This window comes from Anabaena sp. UHCC 0253, from assembly GCF_009712085.1.
GTDB lineage: Bacteria > Cyanobacteriota > Cyanobacteriia > Cyanobacteriales > Nostocaceae > Dolichospermum.
In genome coordinates this window covers 671,250-691,876 of sequence record NZ_VILD01000001.1, presented here as the reverse complement: position 1 = coordinate 691,876, position 20,627 = coordinate 671,250, and the positions used below count along the sequence as shown (strand labels likewise).

10 protein-coding genes and 1 pseudogene are annotated in these 20,627 nt (G+C 39.3%); 7 read left to right on the top strand and 4 right to left on the bottom strand.

Features of this window, described 5'->3' with window-relative positions; translation table 11 throughout:
* Positions 1–75 precede the first annotated feature (75 nt).
* From FJR38_RS03040 to FJR38_RS03030, 3 genes are all read left to right on the top strand, one after another.
* Positions 76–438, top strand: coding sequence for a hypothetical protein (locus FJR38_RS03040; protein ID WP_174763854.1), 363 nt, complete (start codon positions 76–78; stop codon positions 436–438).
* Between the two features lie 16 nt (positions 439–454).
* Positions 455–634 carry a hypothetical protein gene (locus FJR38_RS03035; RefSeq protein ID WP_168493637.1) on the top strand — a complete coding sequence of 60 codons (180 nt, stop codon included), beginning with the start codon at positions 455–457 and terminating at the stop codon, positions 632–634.
* Between the two features lie 69 nt (positions 635–703).
* Positions 704–2,143, top strand: coding sequence for an LCP family protein (locus tag FJR38_RS03030; protein WP_168535310.1), 1,440 nt, complete (start codon positions 704–706; stop codon positions 2,141–2,143).
* A gap of 235 nt (positions 2,144–2,378) precedes the next feature.
* Here FJR38_RS03030 and FJR38_RS03025 read toward each other — a convergent pair.
* From FJR38_RS03025 to FJR38_RS03010, 4 genes and pseudogenes are all read right to left on the bottom strand, one after another.
* Positions 2,379–4,702: pseudogene (locus FJR38_RS03025) on the bottom strand (ATP-dependent helicase).
* A gap of 132 nt (positions 4,703–4,834) precedes the next feature.
* The gene (locus tag FJR38_RS03020; protein WP_168535308.1) at positions 4,835–11,056 is read right to left on the bottom strand and encodes a PAS domain S-box protein; all 6,222 of its coding nucleotides are present in this window, start codon (positions 11,054–11,056) and stop codon (positions 4,835–4,837) included.
* A gap of 389 nt (positions 11,057–11,445) precedes the next feature.
* The gene (locus tag FJR38_RS03015) at positions 11,446–12,522 is read right to left on the bottom strand and encodes a RuBisCO accumulation factor 1 (protein WP_168493645.1); all 1,077 of its coding nucleotides are present in this window, start codon (positions 12,520–12,522) and stop codon (positions 11,446–11,448) included.
* Between the two features lie 18 nt (positions 12,523–12,540).
* Complete coding sequence (locus FJR38_RS03010; RefSeq protein ID WP_168535306.1) at positions 12,541–15,174, bottom strand: EAL domain-containing protein; 2,634 nt, start codon at positions 15,172–15,174, stop codon at positions 12,541–12,543.
* A gap of 647 nt (positions 15,175–15,821) precedes the next feature.
* Between FJR38_RS03010 and FJR38_RS03005 the strand changes: the two genes are divergently transcribed.
* The 4 genes from FJR38_RS03005 (at position 15,822) to FJR38_RS02990 (ending at position 20,596) form a co-directional block, all read left to right on the top strand.
* Positions 15,822–16,970, top strand: coding sequence for an RRXRR domain-containing protein (locus FJR38_RS03005; RefSeq protein ID WP_168535612.1), 1,149 nt, complete (start codon positions 15,822–15,824; stop codon positions 16,968–16,970).
* A complete protein-coding gene (locus FJR38_RS03000) occupies positions 16,967–18,001 on the top strand; it encodes an ABC transporter ATP-binding protein (RefSeq protein ID WP_168535304.1) in 1,035 nt (344 codons plus the stop codon). The genes FJR38_RS03005 and FJR38_RS03000 overlap by 4 nt, the downstream gene beginning before the upstream one ends.
* Positions 18,002–18,814 (top strand): ABC transporter permease, encoded by an 813-nt coding sequence (locus tag FJR38_RS02995; protein ID WP_168493649.1) that lies wholly within the window; start codon positions 18,002–18,004, stop codon positions 18,812–18,814.
* A 102-nt stretch (positions 18,815–18,916) separates the two neighbouring features.
* Positions 18,917–20,596 (top strand): Gldg family protein, encoded by a 1,680-nt coding sequence (locus tag FJR38_RS02990; protein WP_168493651.1) that lies wholly within the window; start codon positions 18,917–18,919, stop codon positions 20,594–20,596.
* Positions 20,597–20,627: the final 31 nt, after the last annotated feature.

Below are 20,627 nucleotides of genomic sequence, written 5' to 3'. Positions count from 1 at the left end.
TCTTCTTTACAGACTATTATCTCTAACTAAATCACTGTTATTCACCATCTCTAGTTTATGATCACATCAACCACTATGAATAACCTCCCACCACCAGATCCAGATACATCAAAAACACAGCTTATTTTATATTTGATTCCCATTGTCGGCTTTTTTCCATCCCTATGGACTCTCTACCACCGTCAGGGTAGCCGGGAACAACTGGCTACAAGCCGTTTGTCTATTACCTTGGCTTTTATCTGGATGTTAAGTTATTTATTGTTAACTACTGGGGCGGCTGCGGATTTTTTGACACTGCGCCTATTAATCTTCAATAGTTTCTTAACTTCTGGTTATTTTTTAGTGAGTGTTTGGTTAATTTTTCGCATAATTCAACGGAAATCTTCTCGTTTACCAGGATTTAGTAATTTGGCAGAGCGAGTATTGCGTAAGTTGTGAATAGGGAAGAGGTAGGATGCAGCACTATGGCTTACGCCACGCTACGCTATCGGCTACGCTCAGTGACCGGGGAAAATGGACTTCCCAATCACCAATCACCAATCACCAATCACCAATCACCAATCACCAATCACCAATCACTTATGATATTTGGAAGTTTCTCATAGCAAATTTCATAGAGAGTTGGTTATCATAGTCTGATTTGTTTTAGATGTATTAAGTCGGCAAGTTTGTTTTCTTAAAAATCGTAGGTGTGAGGAAGTCTGTGACTAGTCAAAAAACAACAGCAGCACAACAAAAAGCCGCGAAAGCTAAATATAAGGGTAAAAGTTCTCGCTCATCGAAATCGGGGCGCTGGCTATGGTTTGCAGTAGGGATGGGGGGAATTGCCATGGTATCAGGAATTGCCGGGGCGTTGTTGGCAGTTTCTTGGGAAAGTACGCCATTGCAACAAGCTCAACTGAGTCCCCAAGAAGAAGCAGTATTTGGTAGTGATAGCATCTCTGGAAATGGGTTACAATTTTCCCAACTGACGCGCCCAGTGAATATCCTCGTCATGGGCATGAGCATACTTCCTCCAGATGTACAAAACCCTCCAGAAGAAACAAAAGACCTTGGTTATTTACCGCAAATTAATTCTTTTGATGGTCTTGCTGATGTCATGTTGTTGATCAAATTTGATCCAGAGACACAAAAGATAGTCATGCTTTCCGTTCCTAGAGATACTCGAACAAGAATTGAAGGCTATGGAATCAAAAAAATTAACGCCGCTAATGTAGACGGAGGACCAGCTTTAACAGCAAAAACCGTCAGTAATCTTTTAGGCGGAGTGGGAATTGATCGATATGTTCGTATTAACGTTTTAGGAGTTAGTAAGCTAATTGAGGCTTTGGGTGGAGTCAATGTCTACGTCCCCAAAGATATGAAATATCAGGATGATTCCCAGCATTTATACATTAATTTAAAAGCAGGGCAACAACATCTTAGTGGTGAACAAACGTTACAATTACTGCGCTATCGGCATGATGAACTAGGAGATATTGGTCGGATTCAACGCCAGCAAATGGTATTGCGTGCCTTGATTGAACAGACCCTTAATCCCACAACTCTGACTCGAGTACCAGATATTCTCAATGTTGTTAAAGAAAATATTGATACTAATCTATCTGTTGAGGAATTAGTCGCACTAGTTGGTTTTGGTTCAAGAACTAATCGCTCGAATATGCAAATGTTAATGCTACCAGGACGCTTTAGCGAAACAGGCGAATTTGATGCTAGTTATTGGATACCTTACAAAAAAAATATTGCTAAATTGATGTCCCAACACTTTGGTTTAGAAGGGACTTCACAAGAACAAGAGATGATTGAGCCTAGTCGGCTACGTATAGCTATTCAAGATAGTACAGGCGGTAATACAAACAGCGATCGCAATAATCGCTCTCAGTTGCGTCCCCTAATTCAAACATTGGAAAAAGCTGGATATAGCAATGTCTTTATCTCTAAGCCTTGGGGACAACCTCTAGATGTAACTCATATTGTTGCTCAACAAGGAGATGGAGACAGCGCCGAATCACTACGCAGTATCTTGGGATTTGGTGAAGTGCGCGTAGAAAGCACTGGTAATATCGGCTCAGATATTACTATCCAGGTGGGTAAGGATTGGTTTCAAAACCAAGCTATTTTCTCTGATTCTACCAGTCAGTAGGGGATTGGGGACTGGGGATTGGGTAATTTTTCTGTCTTTCTTCTTTCTTAGGACTTACGCACAAGTCACGAAAGAACGAACTACGAAGGAACGAACCACGAAGGAACGAAGGACACGAAGAAAAGAAAGAAGGTTTCAGAGATATTTTGCGTAAGTCCTGTTTCTTTCTTTCTCCTGACTCCTGACTGGGCGCAGGGACTGCGCCCCTACCTCCTGTAGAGACTTTCTAGCATCTCTATGAACTTAGGAAATTTTGAGGAAATCGGCGTTTTAAAGCTGCAAACACAGGACAAGGGACTGAGGTTTGTACATTCTCTGGTTTACTCCATGTAAAGGGTGCTTTTTGCGCCGCAGACATCCATAAAAGTTGTTTAGCTCTAGTCATAGCGACATATAGTAACCGATATTCTTCAGCCATTTTCAAGTATTTCGATTCTTCCCAAGCTTGTTTAATATCAGGTAGAGGTTGTTTATGAAGTCCGGCGCGAATTTGAGCGCGTGCTACTTCTGATAAAGTAAAATCGCCTAAAAATTTCCCTTGGGGTGGAATCCAAAATTTCCCAGGAATTAAATTTTCATGGAGAAAAGGCAAAAATACATAATCCCAGTCTAGCCCTTTGGCTTTGTGCATGGTGATAATTGTTAATTGCCCTTTTTTGGTATATTGTTCTTCAACATTTTCTGGTTCTACTGATTCAAATCTTTCCGAACTGACAATTTCACCTAAAACTGAGATCATTTCCCTAATAGAACTATTACCAAAAATTTGCTGATTTACCCGTTCTGCAAGTTTATCAGCGGTGGCTAATTCTGATTGATCATATTTTAAAGTTAAAGCTAAAAAAGAAATGATTTGATAATATGGTAATTCTAAATAGGCGCGGAGTAAACTCCGACAAAGATGAGCCGCTTTTTGAACTATTTCTGTTTGGGCTGTAGCTAAAGGACTTGGATATAAAAATTCTTCGGGAAGACTAGCGAGAGTATTAATATCTTGGGTAGGAATTAATTGACGTTCCACAAGGACATCTAAAGTAGCTTTAAGATAATCTGGAGAATGAGGGCGATCGCAAAATTGTAATAATGATAAAATTTCTTGAGGTACATGAGAACGTCGTTCTTTTTCTCCCACATCATAAAGTTGAATTTTATGCTCTTTACATATCTCTGCTAAATTAGCCGCTAACCACCTTCCCTGACGATTTTCTCTAACTAATATTGCCGCACAGGCTTGAGGATTTTCTGTAAATAACTCAATTACTCTTTGGGAAAGTAATCCAACTGTGTGATGAATATCTAGAGGAGTATAAAGTTCTAATCCCTGTCCCACTGGTTGAGGATTTTGTTGGTTATCACCAATATCAAGAGAGTGAATTTTCTGATTTAAAAATGGTGTTTGTCCATTTTTTGTTTTAGCTGAACCATGATTATTTACCCATTCTAAAGCAAAATTAGCAGCATCAATAATTATGTGTGTACTGCGACCAGCTTGATACATTTGAGCTAGTCTATTTTTATTTTGGCAATCTTCGCAAAATTGCCGAAAATAAATAGGATCTGCGGGAGTAAAAGTAGAATTAATGGCTTGATTAGGATCACCAACTCTGATTAAATTTAATGTTGATTTATCTAATTTATTGCCATCTAAGCCACTAGCTAATATTTCTAATAAATCCGTCTGTAAGGGACTAGAATCTTGAGCTTCATCTTCAAAAACAGCAAAAACTTTATTTTGTTCAAGACGACGAGAGCTAGGATTTTGGAGAACTTTTAAAGCCCCTAAAATCATATCATCATAATCAATAAAATCCTGTAACTGCATGATTTTTTGATATTGTTCATATAACCCTGCTGCTACTTTTAAAATTTCATATTTATCTTGAGTTTGTTCACTCCAATTGAATAAATCTTGTGGTGATATTCCTGAACTTTTAGCTTCATGAATAACGGTATAAGCTAAATCTGGTAATACTTCTGTTCGTAACACAGACTGACGACGGAGTTTTTCTGTTTCTTCCCCATCAAATTGTTGTCCTGCAAGTAATCGCAGATAGATTTCTGGATGATGAGTAATCCATTGTTCTACGGCTGTGCGGATAAATTTATGACTTTGATTCGGTGTAATTAATGTTGTATTTTCTAACTGTAAACCGGATAAATCAGGATAACGAGTAGCAATAATTAAGGCTAAACCATGTAATGTATAAACCGCAAATCCTGTTTGTGGCAAAGATAATTTTTTAAATTTTCTCGAATTTTAAATTTAATATTGGCAGTAGCAGAACGGGTGAAAGTAACAACTATTAACTGTTTATATTCTTTGTTGCCTGTATTAAGATAATCCTGATATTGCCGGGCTATAGCGATCGCCGCAGCCGCAGCCATTCCCGTAGATTTTCCCGCTCCAGGCACAGCAGAAACGGCTAATGACCCCCCCTGCCAATCAGCCATTTGTGTCTGTCCTGGACGGAGTTTGGCACGAATTTCGGCAATATTTTCTTTTAATTGAGAACTAGGTGATAGTGGTAATACTTCAGCAGTAATTTGAGAATTTGACATAGTTAAAAATAGGTGACAGGTGACAGGAAAGAAGGAAGAATGAGGAGGAGATCAGAATAGTGTCCTAATAGTCTCGAATCTTGGTTATTAAGAGTTTTTAGTTGTCAATTGTCAATTGTCAATTGTCAATTATCAATTATCAATTATCTCCTCCAATAGCCGTTGAATTGTATTTGCTAAATGCTTGAGTTTGAGAGGCTTTGTGAGATAGTCATTTGCTCCGGCTGTTAAACATTTTTCCCGATCACCAGGCATAGCTAAAGCTGTCAGAGCGATAATCGGTAAATTGGCTAAATTGGGGATAAATCGAATTTGTTTCATAGCTTCCAAACCATTCATTCCTGGCATTTGAATATCCATCAAAATTAAGTCAGGGAAATGGGATTTAGTCAGAGCGATCGCTTCTTGACCATTTTTTGCTAAAACGATACGGTAGCCTTTAGCCTCTAAATAACTAGAGACAGTGAGGATATTCACTTCATTATCTTCTGCCAGCAAAATTAGGGGAGATTTCAATAATTTTCCTGGAGTCATAGCAACTAATTCAGATGCGTCTGGATTTACAGATTCAGTCCAATTCCCAGAGATATTAGCACATGGTAAATCAACCATAAAACAACTCCCTACACCGATTGTACTGCTTACGCCCACTTGTCCACCGTGCATTTCCACAATTCGCTTCACAAGAGAAAGTCCTAAGCCAGTACCAGTATATTGGCGGTTTAAGGAACTATCAATTTGTACGAAGGGTTGAAATAGTTTATGGAGATTTTCCGGAGCGATGCCAATACCTGTATCAATGACTGCTATCCTAATAAAATCACAAAAATCTGTAATCTTTGTTTCCGGAGAATGTTGTTCTCGAAGCACAGATAAGGTAATAGATCCTCCTTCTGGAGTGAATTTGACAGCATTATTGAGTAAATTAATTAAAACTTGTCGCATTCGCCGTTCATCTACTAACAGTTCTGGTAAATTAGGTTGAATCTTGATGTCCAGATGAATCCGTTTTTGGAAAGCTTGGTGTTTGATAAAAGACAGACTGGATTTACAAAGTTGCCGGATGACTACTGGGGTACAGTCTAATTCCATTTGTCCCGCTTCAATTTTGGATAAATCGAGGATGTCGTTAATTAACTCCAATAGATGAGTACCACTGCGTTCAATGGTTTGTAAACTCTGACGTTGTTTCTCATTGATTACCCCAAATACCTGATCTTGCAATCCTTCCGTGATGCCAAGAATGGCATTAAGGGGAGTACGGAGTTCGTGACTCATACTGGCGAGAAATTCATCTTTGAGACGAGTAGCGCGAGCAAGTTGTTTATTAGTATCGTGAAGTTGAGTTTCTGCTTGTTTGCGATCGCTAATATCTGTGACTCGAACTAGGTTCATTTTTTGATCTGCTACAGTAATTTGTTTAGCGGCCAGATTGCCCCAAAATAAATTACCTGTGAAGGTTTTGTATTCAACTTCCCGACTCCAAAAGCCTTTTTGCTCTATATCATCTCTAATTGCTTGTAACTCTTCGGTGGTGAATTGCTGCTTTTGTAATTGATGCCCTTCAATCCCAATTAAGTCTGTTTTATTAGTGACTGCAAACATCTCAACAGCCCGTTGGTTGCAGTCTATGGTTGTGACTGTTTCTGCATCAACTAAAAAGAGGGCATCAGCCGATTCATTAAAAATAGCTTCTCGTAAATCCCGACTACGGATAATTTCAGCTTCTGCTAGTTTGCGATCGCTAATGTCGTAATTAATGCCGATCATGCGTTGGGGTTGCCCTTGGGAATTACGCTGAACGAGTCCATAGCCTTTGATAATGCGAATTGTGCCATTGGGTAATACAATTCTAAACTCGATATCTAGTTCTTTCTCCTCAGAAATAGCTTGTTTGACTGCTTGGCGGATAGTAACTCTATCATCAGGATGCAGCAGGGTTTCAAATTTTGCTAAAGCTTTCTCACTCAAGTTCAAAGTCGCGCGGGAGATACCGAAGAGTTGATACATCCGATCATCCCAAAGCAGGGAATCGTTAACCAAATCTAAATCCCAAATCCCAATTTTGGCGGATCTGACTGCCAACTTCAGACGATCTGATAAGTTGCGGAGTTGGATTTCTGCGGCTTGTAACTTGGTTTCTGATTGTTTGCGCTCGGTAATATCAAAGTTAATACCAATCATCCGGATCGCTTTTCCTTGGGAGTCACGCTGTACAAGGGCGTAGGCTTTGATACATTTAATTGTGCCATTAGGCCACACTACCCTAAATTCTAGCTCAAAGTCCCTTTCTCCAGCTATGGCTTGCTGGATAGCTATGCGTCCAAATACAAGATCATCAGGATGTAAACCGGTTTCCCATGCTTGATAAGCGCCTGTAAAGTCGGAGGGTTTTAATCCATAGAGTTCGTACATCCTGTCATCCCAGACGAGATGATTGTTAATCATATCCCAGTCCCAAATGCCAATTTGAGCAGATTTGATGGCTAGATTCAATCTGTCTGATAGTTTATGCAGTGCAATTTCAATCTGTTGACGTTCATGAAGTGCGGCTTGCTGTTTGCTAATATCGAGAATTAATCCATCCCATAAAATATCCCCGTTGGCTTGCCGTTCGGGTTGAGAAATACCTTGTATCCATTTGAGATGTCCGGATGAGGTAATGATTCTGCCCTCCCATGACCATTGTTGTAAGGACAAGGCGGAATGGAGAATAGATTCCTGTAAAGATGGTAAATCTTCTGGATGGGTTAATTGAAATACAGCATCGGCATTGTTGAGAATGGTGGCTGATTCTAGTTCATACAGTTCTTGAGAGCGATCGCTAATATATATAAACTCATAAGAGCCATCAGCACGAAGAATATATTGATACATTACCCCAGGAAGATTGGCAGCAATTCTCTGAAATCGAGCCTCATTTTGGCGTAAGGCGGCTTCTGAAAGTTTACGGATCGTGATATCCCGATCTATACCCCGATAACCGCGAAATTTTCTATCCTCGTCAAAGATGGGAACTGCGCTTGTCTCTAAAATAATCAGTCGTCCATCTTTATGGTAGTTAGTATTTTCCAAGCATTGAAAAGGCGCTTGCACGGAAAGGAATTGCATAAACTCTGGCAATACTCGTTCCGCTTCGGCTGGAGGCATAAAATCAAAGGGAGTTTTACCTAAAATTTCTGTTGGGGAATATCCCAAAACGTTAATGATTTGCGGACTAGCGTAGGTGTAAGATCCAGATTCATTAACTTCCCAAATCCAATCACTAGAGGTTTCGACAAGATTACGAAAGCGTTCTTTACTTTGTTGTAGTTCTGCTGTTCTTTGTTCAACTTGGGTTTCTAAAGTTTGATTTTGTGTTTCCAAAACTTGCAGAAGCTGATCCCGTTCATATCCTGCCTGTTTGCGCTCTGTAATATCCTCAGCTATTGCACCAATCCGGTAAATCTGTCCAGAAGTATCCCTAATGGGGAAACATCTTCCCCATATCCACCGAATCGCTCCATCAGGGCGAATAATGCGATACTCCTCATTTAAAAATCCCTGTCTACCAGTATTTTTATAGACGGCTTCAATGCGTTGACGATCATCTGGGTGCAGAAAAGTCATCCAGGAGTCAGGATCTTGATATAAACTCTCAGTGGTTTGTCCCCAAATTTCTTCGTAGGTAGGGTTAACATAAAGCAATTCTCCGGTGTCAATTTGACGGATTAACATGACTTGCCGATTGTTTTCTGCAAATTGCCGAAATTTCTCCTCACTATCCCTCAGTGCCACTTCGGACTGTTTGCTCTCGGTAATGTCTTGGGTCATGGACATTCCGTAGATCACCTCACTCAGATCATTGCGTACAGGGATATTATGAACTAAGTAGAGGCGATCGCCATATAGAATTTCCGTAGTTACTGATTCTCCAGCTAGTGCTTGCTGATAACTTGGTGCAATCGTCTCACATACTGCTGGGGGATAAATTTCCCAAATCGTTTTTCCTTCCATTTCTGCTTTAGCTAAACCTGCATTAGCTAGTCCTAAGCCTCCTACTAGTAGGTAACGCAGGTCATGGTCAAATAGTACAACTGCACCGTTAGGAAAGTTATCTACTAGGGTGCGATACAGCTTTTCACTGCGATGCAAAGCTTCTACTGCTTGTTTGCGATCGGTGATATTAGTAATTGTCCCCACATAACCCGTCACCTTTTTTTCTAGGCTTTTTTCGGGAATGGCTTGTCCAAATACCCAAGTTACCATCCCATCTGGTCGCACAAACCGATATTCCAAACTCAAAGTTTCACCTGTTTGCACCAAATGCTGCCATTGAGACTCAACCATGTGGCGATCTTCTGGGTGTAAGGCTTTTTTCCAACCCTTTCCGACTGCTTCTTGAAAAGTCAAACCAGTTTCCTCACACCAGCGATCGTTAACATACCAACAATTACCTACTGTATTTGTCCGATAGATACCAACTGGAACTGATGCTGCTAGAGCTGCATAGCGTTCTTGACTTTCCTGAAATGCCTGTTTTACTTGTTCATAAATGATGGCGTTGCGCTTGGCTTCGGTGATGTCTCGCGCGGTCCAAATGACTGTTTCTGGGGAAAGCGGTGAAACTTGGGCATGAAACCAAATTTTTTGATTTCTAATCTGTAAGCTATATTCGCATTCTGAGGGCTTTTGTGTAGTAAGAGTTTGTCCAATTATCCTGACAAACTTGTCTGCTAGATGAGTGGGTAAAACTTCATGGACTGTTTTCCCAAGGGAGTCTTCAATCGGTCGGTAAAGTATATCTGCATTGGTAGGAGCAATTTTGAGATAACGTCCCTGTCTATCTATTACCAAAATCACATCAACCATAGCATTGAACAATCCTCTCAGTTCAGCTTCTGAGGCTTTGAGGGCTTTGAGTGTTTCTTGGTGTTCCCGTTCAATGCGCTTTTTGTCAGTAATATCACGCCCCTCGGCAATCAGCATTATTACCTCTTCTGATTCATTTTTGAGGGGACGCAGAGAAAAATCTATGGTGGCTATGTTATTCCCAGCACCGAGAACATCTACTTCGTAGCGGATAAATTCACCTTGGGCTGCATGAGCGATCGCTTGCTTTAAATTCTCTTGAGTTACTGGGGAAATTGACCACCAGTCAGCTTCCCAAAAAGGCTGATTGACGATATCTTCGAGTTTGATGCCACCAAAGTTTAAAGCTGTCTGGTTGGCTTCTAGTAAAATTCCTGTAGTTGTCAACAGTCCTGTAAATTGAAAGGTGTTATCGAAAATAGCTCGAAATTTATGCTCATGAATTTGTATTTCTTGTGTGCGTTCTTCTACTTTTTGTTGTAAAGAAGCATTGAGAATGTTGAGATTTTTCTGGAGTTCGGCCTGTTGAATAGCGATCGCTAATTGAACCGATAATTGTTGCATCAAGCTAATTTCGGTATCTTCCCAAACACGAGGTACAGAACATTGATGAACAATTAGCAAACCCCACAATGATGGTGCATTGATCGCAGATTTATCGTTTGTCGAATGGAAATTAGTCTGGGGTAACAAGATCGGGACAACGAGATTGGCACGTACCTGCCAGCTTTCTAAAAGTTGGAGATGGCATTTTGTCAGATTGGCTGCATAGATATCCGATGCTACAAAGATTTTGCCCTGTTTGTATTCCTCACTCATATTTTCTGGAAAACAGATATCCACAATTTGAGTGTGAAGACAAGGACTCCAAGGGGGAATGACTGCTTGCCCAACAATCTCTGCACTCATGTCAGAATTAAATTTATAAATAACTGTCCGATCAACCTGAAGAAAGGTGCGAACACTCTCCACAATTCCCTGATAAATATCTTCTAAGTTTAGAGACTGCTGAATATTTAAAGCCATCCCCGCAATGAGGTTTTCCTGCTTTTGTAATTGGGCTATTTTTTGGTTAAGTGTGGTGAAATTAAGTAAGTTATGAATACTATGGGATAAGGAAAATTGAGTAATGTTTTGCTTGACCAAATAGTCTATTGCCCCTTTTTTTATGGCACATACAGCTATTTTTTCATCCTCTTGGTCTGTTAGTATAATTACAGGTAGCTTTGCTTCTGGACAGTCTTTGCCCATAGCCTCTAGTAATTCCAAACCATTGCCATCAGGCAAATTACAATCTATCAGTACCACATCCAGATGCTGGGATTGCCAAAGCTCTAAACCTGCTTTGAGAGTCTCTGCTTCTAAAATGTCATAATTATTAATTAGGTCAGATTGAAGATAACTAGAATAGGCTGCACGATCAGTCTCAGAATTATCCACAATTAAAATAGTTGTAGATGATTTCCGTGACTGACTAGCAATCAGACTAAGGATGTTAGCCATGGCTGGATTAGACCTGGTAAAGCTCAATCAGGAATAATGTGTTTTTATGGTTAAAAACGCAATATATCCCGCCTTAGATTTAACATATATTAGGGGTTCTGGATACAGAAGTATTGCCTATTCTAGCCATTAAAATATAGCAATCTTATTTAGGATAAGAGAGGTAGGGGCGCAGGGTCTGCGCCCAGTTTTAGGGTACATCAGACTGCATAAATCCTGTAAATAAACAGATTGTTGATATCTGACTCCCCCTACCAATGTGTCAGTAGGGGCGAAGCATTCGGCAAATAAACATGGGAAACAACCGATAATTAATCGTCCGAATGCTTCGCCCTTACACCAAATGCTGACGCTTCCAGTCCCGTCAGGGATACGCCCCTACTTCCTAATTATTCGTCAATCTGCCAAGCGTCTTTGGTATATTCTTCATCCAGGATTTTCTTAGGACGAACTAGGACAATCATTTTTCCTAGTAGGGGAATTCCTGGTGCAGTTTCAAACCATTGAAAGTCAATACTTTCGCCATTTTCAAACACAAAGTAGTTGGAAACATCCCATTCTCTTTGAGCGCGATCTATGACGATCATGATTGGTTCAATTTTGTTTTGATGGGGGTTGGGGAAAATGTCGCTATTACCAATGACGACTACAGGATCTTCTGCATTTAGTAGCACTTTCCATCCTGGTAAGGATACCCAAGCTTGTTCTCCCGCAAATTTGACGATGCGAAATGGTTGAATTTCTGTAATTAAGGGTACGGCTTTTAAGGTTTGTGCTGTTAATGGTAATTCCCCTACCACTGGTAAAATCCGGGGTAAGTCTTCATCAGATTCGAGTCGGTAAAAGGGGAGGATTGGTGGTGCAAGTTTAGGTGTAACGCTAAAGTCCATTAACAGTTGTTCTAGTTGTTTTCTAGCTGTTTCCGAGTGGACAAACCGTAAACCTTTGGCTATTAAGCGCGATCGCTCTGATAAGTCGGATTTTTGTTTGGCGTATTTCCAAGATTGATAGGCGATCGCATCTCCTGGATGTTTGCTAAAATTTTCTGGTAAATTAGGAAACCAAGAATAATCTTTGACTGCTTTGGCTATATCCCTAACTACGTCTGCATCAAGTTTGTACTGAAAGGTTAAGTCGGCAGTGGTAGCACGGTCTTCTTGTGTCAATCCCCGTAATTCATATAACACATCACTGCTTTTGGTGCTGTAATATGCTAGTGTTTCTGGTGATGATCCACATTTTTCCATGGAATTGTAAACCTGAGAACCCACGATGACTTGATTTTGCTGAATTGGCTCAAATCCTGTGGCTTCAAAGATATCTTGGGGATTATAACCGTTTTTTTGCAGGTAAGCGATCGCTTGTCCCCATTCTACCCAGCTACCTTTTTTTTGTCTGAGCTTGACTAATAATTCTGTGGCTATATCCTGTTCAGGATTTTGGGCGTTAGACTGTAGTTCATTCATAATGACAATTGTGGTAATTTAATCTTTTTCGTTTTTCAAAACTTCTGTAGCTTGCTCAATAGTTAGTGGTCGGTATAAAAGATATCCTTGGACATCATCACAATTAATTGACCGCAAAAATTCTAACTCTGCTGGTTGTTCTACTCCTTCGGCAATTAGTCTCAATCCTAAAGAGCGTCCCAAGGTAACTATAGCTTGAATAATATGAGCAACTTTTTCATCTTTGGTCAGTTCTTTAATAAATGAGCGATCAATTTTCAAGTTATGAAATGGTAACACCTGTAACCGCGACAGCGAAGAATAACCTGTACCAAAGTCATCAATGGCCAGAAGTAAACCCATTTGTGCTAAATTATGGAGTACAGTTGTCGTGAAATCAAGATCGGCGATCGCTGTAGTTTCCGTAATCTCTAATTCTAAAAATTCTGGTTCTAGTCGGGTCGCTGTTAAAATATTAGTTAATACTTCTAATAATTTAGGTTGGCGAAATTGCTTAGGAGAAAGGTTGACAGCAATAGTGATGGGTGGATATCCCGCTTCTTGCCACATTTTATTTTGACTACAAGCTTGGCGTAATACCCATTCACCAATAGAGATAATTAAGCCACTTTCTTCGGCTAAAGGTATAAACACAGTCGGAGAAACTATCCCCATTTCTGGATGATACCAACGCAGTAATGCCTCCATCCCTGTAATTTTATTGGTGGCAATATTGACACGCGGTTGATAATTGATGATAAATTCGTCTCTTTCTAAGGCATGGCGTAAACTTTTTTCTAAACTCAATAGTTCTGGATTCTTTTTACTGAGAGACTCTTTATAAAATTGGTAGTTATTTCGCCCCTCATCTTTAGCATAGTACAAAGCTGCATCTGCGTGCTGAATGAGAGTTTCGGCATCATAACTATGTTTACCTAAGAGGGCGATGCCAATACTAGAACTAATATAAAGTTCATGTCCATGGACATGAAAGGCACTTTCTAAAGTCTGGAGAATATTTTGAGCTATTTGGATAATGGGTTGAATTTCCGTGATTTGTGGTAATAAAATTGTAAATTCATCACCGCCCCAACGAGCCACAATATCGTTAGGTCTGATTGCATCTTGGAGTCTTTGGGCGACTATTTTCAATAAGTTGTCTCCGACTGTATGCCCCAAAGTATCATTAATAATTTTAAACCGATCCAGATCCAGGAACATCACCGCAATACTTTCCTCTGTCTGCACTCTTTCTTGTATGCAGCGGTTGAGGATATCGTTGAATAATAACCGATTTGGCAGTCCAGTCAGTAAATCGTGCATGGCTTGATAGCGCATTTTTTCTTCTACTTGCTGACGTTGACGAGCGCCACTGATACTCGCGGCCATGGTTAACAGGCTAGATTCTTCATGTTTTGACCACTGACGATTTGACGTACATTCAATCAATCCCAAGCAGCCCCAAAACTCTGTTTCTAATCTGAGTGGTACAAGCAGGAGCGATTTAATATTATCGCCCATCAATAGTTCTTTTTCGGTGAGGGGAAATGTTTGGGTAAAGCCACTAATAGTTTCACCTTGAGATAGTGTTTGATACCAGCGTTCTAATCCAGAGTTTTGATAGGACTGATTTTGCCAATGGTAAAGAGAAGTTTCCGCACCAGATTTAATCCATTCAAATCTTTTACTAACAGACATTTCCCCGGTAATTGGATGGGGGTGGTTTTGGAATAGATAAACTCGTTCGACATTGGTAGCTTCTCCTAATGCTGCTAGTGCTTTTTCGATAGCTATCTCATAGTTCATTTCTGCTAATAAATAATTAGCTGCTTCAGCTACTGCTTGTAATAGGCGATCGCGTTGTTTTAGTTCTAGTTCAGCTTGTTTTTGTTCTGTAATTTCTCTAATAATAAAAGTTCTAATTAAATCACTTTGTGGTAAGTAGTGAACAGATTGCTCAAAAATTTCCTCCCCAACTGTTATTTCCCGCACAAAGGAAGTTTGGGTTTGATTTTCAACTGCTTTTAATAATTGTGTCAAAATTGGGTGTTTCTGACCTAACTGCCTCAGATTAGGAAATTTTGCTGCTGCTGCCGGGTTTAGATAAGTAACTATTCCCTCTAAATCCATTTCAATAATGGGATTAGGAATAAGTTCTGGAAAGGAGGCTAGACGGGCTAAGGCTGCATCACTAGCAGCTTCAAAATTACTATCGCGTATAATAGATGTCTCAAAGGGAGAACCAGAATTTACTTTGCCTGACAAGAAATCAGACAAGTCATCGGCTTCACAAGATGCAGAAAATGCTTGCTCAGAAAGGTTGCTAATAACATAATATTTAGCTTGAGTATTATTATTCCCAAAAGCAACAACGTCTCCATTTTGAAGATTATGAGAAAGACATTTGTTGCCATTGACAAATAAACCATTGGTACTTCTTTTTCCTTGGAAGTTACCATCAATAATCCGAAAACTATATTGGTCAGTATTCGGAACTGTGACTCTTAATAAAATTGCGTGTTGTCTAGATACAGACCGAGAATGGAGAACGATAGCGTTTCTTAAATCCCTTCCTAGAGAGTAAGTTGCTTCTAGCAATGGAAGAGTCCGCTGCCCTTGTGGATCTTGGACAACTAATAAATGACGAATTTTTTCACTTTCATTTCCTGCCATGCCTCTTCCTTAAAATTTTATGTATTTGGGTACTTTATGTAAAATTTTTACTATATTCTGAATTATTAGTATTTTCAACTATTATTTGGGATGGCAAGGTTAACTATTCATTTTATAGATCATACAACTAGTGTTACCTAAAAAATTTGACACTATTGTATTAACTTCATGAAATATTAGTTAATTTTAATTATATAGTTACCTTTTTGTATTCTTTTTTACATATGCACTGAAAATACAGTTAGACACTGAAAGTATATAATACTATATATTATAAAATTATGCGCGTTTAATACAAGTTCATACAGCAGGAGTCAGGAGTCGTAAGTCCTGCGCCCAGTTGTGTAAAGGAACAAACTTCAAGAAAGGCATTACCAATTACCAATTAACAATTCTTTAGTTAAGATTGTTTGGATATTCTCATTATTGAACAGGTCAATAACTCAGGGCTAAAGCCACTGAGCTTGTAAGAAATCAAGACTTACGTGTTTGACTAGCTCATGGAGACGCAATTTGGTACGAACTTCCGAATACTTCCCTAGTTCGGATTATCTTCAAGCTATCTTGTAATAGCGTTGGGTAAAGCCAAGACATCTTGATTGCGTTGAGCGAAGGGACAGTAAACTTACTCGAAGGATTATCTCTTGATGCGAGTACCAGTAATTTCAGCAAATAGCACGCCATTGATGCCGACGAAACCAAGTCGAGCAAGGCGATGGATCAAGGATGGTAAAGCAATCGGCAAATTCGACAAACTTGGCATCTTTTATGTCCAATTATTAGTCCAAACAAGCAATACCGAAACACAAGAAATAGTTATTGGTTTAGACCCTGGTAAACTTTTTTCAGGTATAGCGGTTCAATCCAAAAAGTTCACCTTACAGATGCTGCATTTAGTTTTACCATTCAAAACAGTCAAAGACCGAATGGAGCAACGAGCAATGATGCGGCGTAATAGACGCGGAAGGCGAATTAATAGAAAGCTATTTTTTAGTGACCGTAATCATCGTCAAGCTAGATTTGATAATCGTCACAATTCAAAATTGCCTCCAAGTATCAGAGCAAATAAAGACTTGGAATATCGGGTAATTAATTTGCTTCTCCAACTTTACCCAATAAAAACAATTGTTGTTGAAGAAGTTGAAGCACGAGGCAGCAAAGGCTTCAGTCCCGTTATGGTTGGTCAAAGATACCAAATGAGCCGACTATCAAAACTTGTAAATGTCGTTTTAAAGAAGGGCTGGGAAACATCAAACCTTCGTAAGCATCTGGGATTGCATAAAGAAAAAGCCGATAAATCTTTGCAAATACCAGAAACGCACGCTGTTGACGCAGTAACGTTAGGTTGCTCTGAATTTGTTAAATATCAGATATGGGAAGGCGCTAAAAACCATGGTGCATCTTGGATAGGGAATGTAGATGTTACAGAATCCCAATTCACCATTGTTCGTCGCCCTCCTGTTAGCCGTAGACAACTCCATTTAATGACTTTTAACTCATGTGGTAATCGTCGTAAATATGGAGGCACTACAACTAGACATGGTTTTAGAAAAGGCGACTTTGTAAGAGCAAGTCAAGGCAGCAAAACCTTCTTTGGTTGGGTTAGTGGAGACACTGAAAAACAAGTTTCTGTCAGTGACGCTAATTGGAAGCGGCTTGGACAATGCACTGTTAAAAAAGTTAAGTTGATTCGACGATCAACAGGACTAATTATCACGGCGGTTAAAACCGCCCGCGTCGTTTCCCTCTCAGCATGCTTTGTGACTGAGTTTCCCACTTACCGCGAGGTCTTATGATTGAAGTTGAGCATCTCAGTAAAATTTATGGTTCGACAACAGCAATTACTGATGTCACCTTTAGGGTTGAACCTGGGGAAATCTTGGGATTTTTGGGTCCTAACGGTGCTGGTAAAACTACGACCATGCGAATTTTAGCCGGTTATTTACCTGCGACCAGTGGCACAGCGAAGATTGCAGGTTATGATGTCCATGATCATTCTTTAGCTGTGCGGCAGCGAATTGGCTATTTACCGGAAACACCACCCTTGTATCCAGAGATGACGGTAGAAGGGTTTTTGCATTTTGTCGCCAGGATTAAAGGAATTGCTTCAGGCGATCGCCCTAGCAAGGTAACAGCAGCCATTAACCGCTGCAATTTACAAGATAAGCGCCAAGTCATTATTCGTAAACTGTCTAAAGGCTATCGGCAAAGAGTGGGAATTGCCCAAGCGATCGTTCATGATCCGCCAGCAATTATTTTGGATGAACCTACAGTTGGTCTTGATCCTCGGCAAATTATGGAAGTGCGGAACTTAATTAAAAGTTTAGCAGGAACACATACCATTATTCTCTCTACTCATATTCTCCCAGAAGTGAGCATGACCTGTAGCCGCGTGGCCATTATTAATCGTGGGCAAATAGTCACAACTAATACCCCAGAAAATTTAGTGACACAATTAACAGGTGGGGCAGGATATGAATTAGAAATTACAGGAGAAGCACCTTTAGCTAAACAAATGTTACAAAAAATATCCGGTGTGAGTTTAGTAGAATCAGTTCCTAACCATCACAACTTGCCAGAACATCATACTTACTTACGGGTAATCTTACAGCCGGGAAAAGAACCAGGAAAAGAAATTGCTGCGGCTTTAGTTCGGGCTGGATTTGGTTTATATGAAATGCGTCGTGTTAGTGCCACACTAGAAGATGTCTTCTTAAAATTAACTACATCAGAAAAGAATTTCTCTACAGGGATAAATTCAGAAATTGAAGAATCAGAAGCCACCACAGATATTAACTCAGAAATTGAAGCAGGAGAAGTTGCATAAATGGGTATAGTAATCGCCAATATTATTGCCATTTATCGTCGAGAACTACAGAGTTATTTTATATCGCCCTTAGCCTATGGAATAGCGAGTGTATTTTGGTTTTTGGCAGGTTTATTTTTTGTGATGATTTTATTGGGACCCGAAGGAATTTTAGTCACAGTTTCTAGCTATGATTTACAAGGGCAACAATTTGGAGTCCAACCACCGATCATAGATGTTCCTTATGAATTTGTGCGGGCATTTTTAGATCGGATGGGATGGTTGATGCTATTTATATTACCTATTCTGTCCATGGGACTTTATGCCGAAGAACGCAAGCGAGGAACTTTAGAACTTTTAGCCACATCACCAGTTACTAACTGGGCTGTAGCCGTAGGGAAACTATTAGGGGTATTAACATTTTTTGTGACCATGATTTTACCTTTGCTAGGATTTGAAGCGATCGCTTTATCTAGTTCTAATCCCCCCATATCTCCCACTATTCCCTTACTTGGTCATTTAGGATTACTCTTATTCGCAGCAGCAATTTTATCTCTAGGAATGTTTATTTCTTCATTAACAGACAGTACAATTTTATCGGCTGTCCTCACTTTTGGCGTAGTCATTTTGCTGTTATTCATTGATTTAATCGCAAAAAGCATTCCTGGTCCTATTGGTGAAGCTGTGAGTCATCTATCCCTTCTGAAACATTACAATACCCTAATTCAAGGAATTTTTGATACTAGCGCCTTGATTTTATTTGCTAGTTACATTATCTTAGGTATTTTTCTCACAGCCCAATCAATTGATGCACTTCGCTTTCAACGTCAGTAGTTAGTTGTCAGTTGTCAGTAGTTAGTAGTTAGTAGTTAGTTGTCAATTGTCAATTGTCAATTGTCAATTATTAAAGAATTTTAATCTATTCCCTGTTACCAAATGAATAAAAATAAACTTTGGAAATTTGTATTTTGGCTAGGACCATTCTTTCTAGTTGCTGGTCTAACGGTTGGTTTGATATCAGAAAAATGGGGAACAATCCCTTTATTATTATTAATAACAGGTTTAGTAATTTGTTGTTTGTGGGTGCTAGGAAAAAGTCAGAAAAGTAAATGGTGGCAAAAACGTTCTACCCAAAGTGGTACTAATGCCGTCATCGCAACTTTGTCAGTATTAGTAATATTGGGATTTATTAATTTTTTAGGAAGTCGTTACCATTTGCGTCTAGACTTAACAGATACTCAACTATTTACCCTATCTCCTCAATCAAAGGAATTAGTCAGTAATTTGCCCCAACCAATGAAAGTTTGGTTATTTAGTAGAGAACAAAATTCTGGCGATCGGGAATTATTAGATAACTATCAGCGTCAAAGTAAACAGTTTAAATTTGAGTATATTGATCCTCAATTAAGACCAGGATTAGCAGAAAAATTTGGAGTAAAGGATTATGGTGAAGTTTATTTAGAATTTCAGGAAAAGCGGCAATTAGTCCAAGTAATTAGTGAAAATCAACGGTTGTCAGAAATACAATTAACCACTCGTTTACAACAAATCACTAGTTCTAAAACTGCTAAAGTTTACTTTCTGCAAGGTCATGGTGAACACCCACTTACGGCTATTAAAGGGGCAATTTCTCAAGCAATTCAGGGATTAACTGATAAAAACTTTACTACCTCACCTTTAAATTTAGCAGAACAACCACAAGTTCCTGATGATGCTGCTGTTATAGTTATTGCCGGTCCCCAAAAAGAATTATTAACTGGGGAAGTTACAGCTTTACAAGCTTATCTAAATCGTGGTGGTAACTTGTTATTAATGATTAATCCCAACACTGACCCGAAAATAGATCCTATTTTAAAAGATTGGGGTGTGCGTTTAGATAATCGTCTAGTAATTGATACTTCTGGGGAAAGTATGCAACTTGGTCCTGCTGCTATTCTGGTAACAGAATATGGGCAACATCCTATTACTAAGGATTTTGGTAACAATATTTCTGTATATCCTTTGACTCGTCCTCTACAAATTGATCCTGTTCCTGATATCGAGTCTATGGTTTTATTGAAAACTAAACCTTATCCTAGCAGTTGGGCTGAAAGTGATCAAAAAAGTGAAAAATTAGAGTTTAATGAAGGCCAAGATTTAAAAGGTCCATTAACTTTAGGAGTAGCGTTAACTAGAAAGTTATCAACTTCACCAACTCCAATTCCCACAACTTCACCAACTCCAATTCCCACAACTTCACCAATTCCAGTTCCCACAACTTCACCAAATCCAGTTCCCACAAATTCCCCAACTCCAATTCCCACAACTTCACCAATTCCAACTCCCACAACTTCACCAAATCTTACTAAAGAATCGCGGTTAGTAGTATTCGGAAACTCTAATTTTGCAGTTGATGGTTTATTTGAACAACAGTTAAATGGAGATGTATTTTTAAACTCAGTTAGTTGGTTAAGTCAACAGGATGACCAACTTCTCTCCATTCGTCCTAAAGAACCAAAAAATCGCCGGATTGTGATCTCAACTCTGCAAGCAAACTTGTTAACAATATCTGCTGTATTTTTATTACCTTTAATTGGTTTATTAATGGGCTTTATTGTTTGGTGGAAACGCCGATGAAAAAGTAAATTTAGTAATTCATGATGCTAAA